General features: G+C 34.9%; 8 protein-coding genes and 2 pseudogenes. 8 read left to right on the top strand and 2 right to left on the bottom strand.

What is annotated here, in order from left to right; translation table 11 throughout:
- The 4 genes and pseudogenes from AC1DJR_RS15865 to AC1DJR_RS15850 all read left to right on the top strand — a co-directional run.
- Nucleotides 1-176: pseudogene (locus AC1DJR_RS15865) on the top strand (cyclic di-AMP binding protein CbpA); the annotation flags it as partial.
- Nucleotides 177-612: 436 nt separating this feature from the next.
- Nucleotides 613-1,950: a branched-chain amino acid transport system II carrier protein BrnQ4 gene (gene brnQ4, locus AC1DJR_RS15860; RefSeq protein ID WP_429688133.1), complete on the top strand. Its 1,338-nt coding sequence runs from the start codon at nt 613-615 to the stop codon at nt 1,948-1,950.
- Nucleotides 1,951-2,016: 66 nt separating this feature from the next.
- On the top strand, nt 2,017-2,346 hold the full coding sequence (gene csaA / locus AC1DJR_RS15855; protein ID WP_429688132.1) for a chaperone CsaA: 330 nt from the start codon (nt 2,017-2,019) through the stop codon (nt 2,344-2,346).
- Nucleotides 2,327-2,881, top strand: a complete 555-nt coding sequence (locus tag AC1DJR_RS15850; protein WP_477002987.1) for a DUF1572 domain-containing protein — start codon at nt 2,327-2,329, stop codon at nt 2,879-2,881. Before csaA ends, AC1DJR_RS15850 begins: the two co-directional genes overlap by 20 nt.
- Here the strand turns inward: AC1DJR_RS15850 and AC1DJR_RS15845 are convergent.
- Entirely contained in the window at nt 2,866-3,171 is a 306-nt protein-coding gene (locus AC1DJR_RS15845; protein WP_429688215.1) for a permease, read from the bottom strand. The two genes, AC1DJR_RS15850 and AC1DJR_RS15845, sit on opposite strands and share 16 nt — an antisense overlap.
- Before the next feature lie 4 nt (nt 3,172-3,175).
- On the bottom strand, nt 3,176-3,481 hold the full coding sequence (locus tag AC1DJR_RS15840; protein ID WP_477002986.1) for a hypothetical protein: 306 nt from the start codon (nt 3,479-3,481) through the stop codon (nt 3,176-3,178).
- Between the two features lie 89 nt (nt 3,482-3,570).
- Here AC1DJR_RS15840 and AC1DJR_RS15835 point away from each other — a divergent pair, with 89 nt between their 5' ends.
- The 4 genes and pseudogenes from AC1DJR_RS15835 (at nt 3,571) to AC1DJR_RS15820 (ending at nt 6,535) form a co-directional block, all read left to right on the top strand.
- Nucleotides 3,571-4,725, top strand: a complete 1,155-nt coding sequence (locus AC1DJR_RS15835) for a stage II sporulation protein P (protein ID WP_477002985.1) — start codon at nt 3,571-3,573, stop codon at nt 4,723-4,725.
- Nucleotides 4,726-4,860: 135 nt separating this feature from the next.
- Nucleotides 4,861-5,344 (top strand): annotated as a pseudogene (locus tag AC1DJR_RS15830) (N-acetyltransferase family protein); the annotation flags it as partial.
- A 16-nt stretch (nt 5,345-5,360) separates the two neighbouring features.
- The gene (locus AC1DJR_RS15825) at nt 5,361-6,065 is read left to right on the top strand and encodes a M15 family metallopeptidase (protein WP_477002988.1); all 705 of its coding nucleotides are present in this window, start codon (nt 5,361-5,363) and stop codon (nt 6,063-6,065) included.
- A 23-nt stretch (nt 6,066-6,088) separates the two neighbouring features.
- The gene (locus AC1DJR_RS15820; RefSeq protein WP_002086031.1) at nt 6,089-6,535 is read left to right on the top strand and encodes an NUDIX hydrolase; all 447 of its coding nucleotides are present in this window, start codon (nt 6,089-6,091) and stop codon (nt 6,533-6,535) included.
- The last annotated feature ends 170 nt before the right edge of the window (nt 6,536-6,705 follow it).

Below are 6,705 nucleotides of genomic sequence, written 5' to 3'. Positions count from 1 at the left end.
GTTTAATGACTTTTGATAATGATGCTYTATTAGTACGTAGAATWATGTTTACATTRGGAGAAGAGTTTRAMGATRKTGAATTAGAAACATTRCTAAAGGATTTAGAARATCAYGGATTTAGAGTTGTGTATGTTGAAGAGATGAATAATCCACGTGAAGTTGAAAYKATAGAYTAACATGTAATAGCCATCTTATTTTTCGGATGGCTTTTGCTAGGTTGTACATATAAAGTTATTCAAAGATAACAAAATACGAAAATCATAGGTATCTAAAAATATTTGTGTAAAAGAATAAAAAGAGAAGAAAATTTTGATTTTCGAAAAATTCTATTTAAAAATATGTTTTTATTTTTCAACCAAATATGTTACTATATGTGTGATAAAAACAAAAAGGTCTGACAACTAAACTCCACGTTATAACACTCTAATGACTTAAATATTCAAAAAAATCAAAATTTATTATTTAGAGTAATTAAAAGGGGAATGGAGAAATTATGGAGAAAGACATTGCTTTGTAAGGGGTATATTTTATCATCATGAGCAGAGAGGAGGATGCATAGCATATTGTGAAAATAGAAATAAACAATGAAAAAGTGCTATGCAAATGAAAAGTATGAAGGGACGATTGAGGCCAGGTGATACGGTAGCGATTGGTTTAATGCTATTTGCATTATTTTTAGGAGCAGGAAATTTAATTTTCCCGCCAGTTTTAGGACAACAAGCAGGAGAGAATGTTTGGGTTGCTACAATAGGATTCCTTGTAACGGGAGTCGGATTACCCCTATTAGCTGTAACAGCTGTCGCGTTTGTAGAGGGGGACTTGAAAGCGCTATCTTCTAGAGTCCACCCTATATTTGCGTTTATTTTCCCATTAATTAGTTATTTAGCAATTGGACCATTTTTTGCGATTCCGCGTACTGGAGCCGTTTCGTTTGAAATGGGTATGAAGCCGTTTTTATCAGAGGCAATGGTTTCAGAATGGTACATGCTATTTCTTTTCACTATAGTTTTCTTCGGAATAACGTGGTATTTATCATTAAATCCATCTAAATTAGTGGATTGGTTTGGAAAATTTCTTACACCGTTATTAGTATTAATTGTTGCTGTTATTGTCGGAAAGGCAATTATTGATCCAATTGGAGAACCGGCTGCACCTTTAGCTGCGTATAAAGAGAATGCATTCTTTGGTGGATTTATTCAAGGATATTTAACGATGGATGCGATTAGTGCTCTTGTGTTTGGGATTGTTGTTGTACAAGTTATTCGCTCAAAAGGGATAAAAGAGAGCGGACAAATCGCAAAAATAACAGTTGTATCAGGGATTATTGCTGTATTAGGTTTAACGTTAATATATTTATCACTTGCATATCTCGGATCTACAAGTACATCACTTGGTGTGTCGGAGAACGGTGGTCTTATTTTAACGAATGTTGTAAATGAGTTATATGGAACGAGTGGTAAAATTTTATTAGGGCTTGTAATTATACTCGCTTGTTTAACAACTTCTGTTGGATTAACATCTGCCTGTGCTGGATTCTTTACAAATTTATTCCCAAAACTTTCGCATAAAACGATTGTAACAATGGTATGTGTATTTAGTTTAATTGTATCTAACCTAGGGTTAACACAATTAATCGCAGTAACTTTACCAGTGTTAATGATCATTTATCCAGTTGCAATTGTATTAATCGTACTTTCGTATTTCCATAAATGGATTGGAAAGCGTAATACAATTTATATAGGCGCAATATTAGGTGCATTATTAATTAGTTTATTTAATGGCTTAGAAAGTGCGAACATAAAGATTGACGCAATTTCAAATGTACTTCAAATGCTACCATTATATAAAGAAGGAATAGGGTGGTTAATCCCATCATGTATTGGCGGGGTTCTCGGTTTCTTCTTTTATAAATCAAATGAATCAAGTGAATTACAAAAGAAAGGTGCTTAGGCGCCTTTCTTTTTTTGAAGGGAATTTTTATACTGTGTCTAAATAATAATTGGGAGGAGTGATAAAATGGCTAGTTTTGAAGATTTTTTAACTTTGGACTTGCGTATTGGAACGGTAAGAAAGGCGGAGGAATTTAAAGAAGCAAGAGTTCCGGCAATTAAGTTAGAAATTGATTTTGGAGAGCTCGGGATTAAGCAATCAAGTGCTCAAATTACGAAAAGATACAATCCAGAAGATTTAATCGGTCAACAAGTCGTTGCTGTTGTAAATTTCCCACCAAAGCGTGTGGCAGGATTTAAATCGGAAGTGCTTGTACTGGGTGGTGTTCCTGAAGCTGACGATGTTGTTTTACTTCAGCCGAATATGGAACTGCCGAATGGAACGAAAATTAGTTAGTGTGAAGGTAGGGGTTAATTTGGATATCGGACGAGAATATTTACAATGTGCAATTTCGAATTTCAAAGCAACACAAAAACAAGGAGAACGAGTGCTTTCTCAATTATCTTATGAACAAATAATGTGGTCTTCTCATGAAGAGACAAATAGTATTGCGATTATCATTAAGCATTTACATGGTAATATGCGTTCAAGATGGACGGATTTTTTAACGTCTGATGGCGAAAAAATAGATCGCAATCGAGATGGTGAATTTGAGGGCGGCTACAATTCAAAACAAGAAGCTCTTGCTGCGTGGCAAGAAGGGTGGGAACATGTTTTTAAAACGATGAATACTATAACGTCGGAACACCTATTGAAGACAATATACGTTCGCGGAGAAGCACATACTGTAATGCAGGCGATTGAAAGGCAAATTTCTCATTATGCTTTGCATATTGGACAGATTATTTACATTGGTAAAATGTTAAAAGAAAATGAGTGGGAGTGTTTAAGTATTCCTAGAGGTCAGTCTACCCGTTATTTAGAGAAATAACGTTCTATGTAATAATAAGAAAGAAATCGATATAAAATAGGAATTGAAAAAACAAGCCAAATGATTGATGGCTCCGTGATCATAAGAATGCTGCCAGCAATAAGCCCATATGTAATAAGAAAGAAACCAAAGAGTGTATTTATRGGAATAAAACGTGAGACAAATAATTGCTGATTTTTGAAACAAGTGTTATGAAACAAATAAAAGCGGAAATGCCATGTAGAGGTAATAAGATCTTTCCTTCTCGTTATTCTTTTTTTGCATTTATGACAGATGAACGGTGGCTGCATTTCATTACGCTCCATTTTCTATATTCATTAGTTTCGCAATAATTTGAGACAATACTAGGTACAAAGTGTATATTCCTATATATGCTCCGGCAATAAGGAAAAATGGATTTAGTAAAATACCGTGAATGCATGTCATAAAAACAAGATCTTGTATTAAAACATCATATATATTAATAGAAATAATTGTCCCGAGCACATACAATGCTATGTACGCAGAAATATGTAGCGCAATGCGAATTTTAGGATGTAAAGCAAACAAATAAAAAATAAATGATAAGACGATTGGTAATGTTCCTATTAGTAGCTTCAATTCATTTCACCTCATTAACAATATAGCCGGAATTTAAGCGGTCTATTCTCTAGAGCTTGTACATAACTTGAAATAGAGAGGGTGATAGTATGAATCGAGGCTTTTTTTACGTGAAATTAACAAGTGTACGCAAGTTAATTATATTTATTATTACTACGGTATTAGCGACTTTCTTTCTTATTAGTGTAATGGTAACTTCCATGAAAGAGACAAAGTCAACGTATTTATATAATTGGTTAAATGAGTTATCAATGAATGGTTACATGTACGTTATTGGAAAAGAGAATCATTATTTTACACAGGAGTACCGGAATTTGAATCAAGACTTTTCTATTTCTTCATTCCTCTTTTCGATGGCTACGAATATTCGTTTTGATGATGTACGTAGTTTTGTCGGGAAAGAACTTCCGGGATTTGGGAAATATGATACAGAAATCGTTATAGCAGGTGAAGGAACAAATTACTCCAACTTACCGATAGAATCGAGTGTTCCTCTTGAAGAAGTAGTGAAGGAACGGACTGGAGAAGCTGGACAAGTTCCTAAGCCTGATACGAATAAAGAGAAGAAACARCCAKCTCAAACRACGGGRAAAAGACAAGTTGCATTKATTTATCATWCACATAGYTGGGAATCTTATTTGCCGTTACTSAACTTAACGAATGACCCARATCCGAATAAAGCAACGAGTTCTGTAACGAATATTTCAATAGTTGGAGATCGTTTTCGGGAACAACTGGAAAGCGAAGGGATAGGTGCTACTAGCGATAAGACTGATGTTGGCCAAAAGTTAATAAGTAAAGGATTAAACAGTAATAGTTCTTATAAACTGTCACGAGAAATTGTACAACAAGCTATGACTGGAAATAAAGAACTCCAATACTTTTTTGATTTGCACCGCGATAGTGCACGGAAAAATGTCACGACAAAAACAATTGGAGATAAATCMTATGCAAAGCTTGCTTTTGTAATWGGGAAAGGAAATAAAAATTATGAAAAGAACTTACAATTAGCAACAGCTCTTCATGAGGAAATTAATAAAAAATATCCAGGAGTGAGCCGTGGTGTAATTCAAAAAGGGTTCCAAACAGGGAATGGCGTCTATAATCAAGACYTATCAGGACAAGCGATWTTAATTGAAGTTGGYGGSGTAGATAATACAGAKGAAGAATTAAATMGATCRATTGATGYWCTTGCTAAAGCATTTGGWGRRTATTTTTGGCAAGCRGAAAAAGTGAATGGATAAAGTGGGAATTTAATTAGCCGGAGGGTTCATCCTACTGATTATTAGCCCTCATCAATCAGGATACCCGTTAATACAGGATAAACGTAAGCGAGAAGCTTACGTTTTTTTATTTGTTCATAATCTATAGGTAGAAAGATATGTCACATTATAGACAWAATTMCCTWTTATTATAKTRATATCGAAATTTGTCTATTTATAGTAAGRAATTTAGAGAGGTATTTTCAGAAAAATGAAGAAAATCTCTTTGTAAGGAAGATTTTTAACAAACAGAATGGGTAGGGTGATCAAGGTGATMCGRGAGATTAGAGTAGAAGATGCAGCATCATTTTTGCAATTAAGTAAGCAATTAGATGAAGAAACGAAATTTATGTTATATGAACCAGGAGAACGAAAAACTACAGTAGATCAACAAGAAAAGATGGTCCACCGTTTTATAGAAAATGAATATGCGAAAATATTTGTAGCAGTTGAAGAAGAGAGAATAGTAGGGTTTATTTTAGTTAATGGAAATAATATTCAAAGAAAGAGACATGTGGCAGGCATTGTAATTGGTATTTTGCGAGAGTATAGTGGCCGAGGTATTGGAACGAGTTTGTTTAAAGAAGTGGAGAAGTGGGCAACTTAGTATCGTAGCGATGATACTGATTGTTGGAGTAGCAGGAATAAATTATAAGATGTACAAGGATCAAGAGGCGCGGGAAGTGAATGTAAACAATATATTTCCAAAAGCAAAAGAAACGATTGCTAATATGGATGGGGATATCGCAGTGATTAGTAATCCAAATTCGATGCTTGTACTTGTGAATAAAAGTAGGCGTTTACCAGATGGATATAAGCCGCAAGATTTAGTTATTCCGAAAGTGCGTTACTCTAGTGAAGGTGATCAAGAAAAGAAAAAGATGAGGAAAGAGGCAGCGCTGGCGCTGGAGGAAATGTTCCAGCAAGGGGATAATGAAGGGATGTTTCTATTCGCAGTCTCTGGATTTAGATCTTTTGATCGACAAAAAGCATTAAATACGATGTATAAAAGGCAAGATGGGGAAGCGAAAACAGCGATGTCTAGTGCAGTCCCTGGTACGAGTGAACATCAAACAGGACTAGCTATGGATATTACATCTCAATCTGCTAAATTTCAGCTAGAAACTGTTTTTGGGGAGACGAAAGAAGGAAAGTGGCTTTCTGAAAATGCCCATAAGTTTGGTTTTGTTATTAGATATACGAAAGAGAAAGAAGGGATTACCGGTTATCGTTATGAACCGTGGCATGTACGGTATGTTGGGAATCCGCAAGCTACATATTTATATGAAAACCAACTGACGATTGAAGAAGTAACGCAGTAATGAATTGAGGGGAGAGGGCTAAGATGACGATGTTATATAAGAAAAAGGTACATGCATATATTACGAGAGAAAAAGAAGGGGCTATGCAACTACTCGTTTTTAAACATCGTGATATACGAGAGGCTGGTATCCAAGTGCCAGGCGGGACGGTAGATGAAGGCGAAACGTTAGAGGCAGCAATTTTACGTGAAGTACAAGAAGAGTCAGGACTACGCCATTTTTGTATCGAGCGCTTCCTTTCTGATTACATTATTTATATGAAAGAAAAAAAGGAATATCAAAAACGTCATTTTTTCCACATTTCATTATTAACAGATGTGAAAGATACGTGGGAACATATAGTAAGTGCTGGTGAGGAAGACAAAGGTTTAGTATTTTGTTATGAGTGGGTTGATATTAACAAATGCCCTGAATTAGCAGGTAAACAAGGCGAGTTTTTACATTTGTTAGAAGAAGTATATGTAAAATAATAAAAAGAGTCTGAGGCGATATGATATTATCCCCTTTAGGTAGACAGTGTAAAAAGACCATGTACATACATGGATGTTACACTATTACTTGGAGGGGATTTTTCATGACTAAAAAAGGCTTAACTTTTAATATATATTCAGAAGAATTAAAGTTATCAGCTGTTCAAAGT

This window comes from Bacillus sp. 05T31 (assembly GCF_056396725.1).
This window is presented reverse-complemented; position numbering and strand designations above follow the sequence as displayed.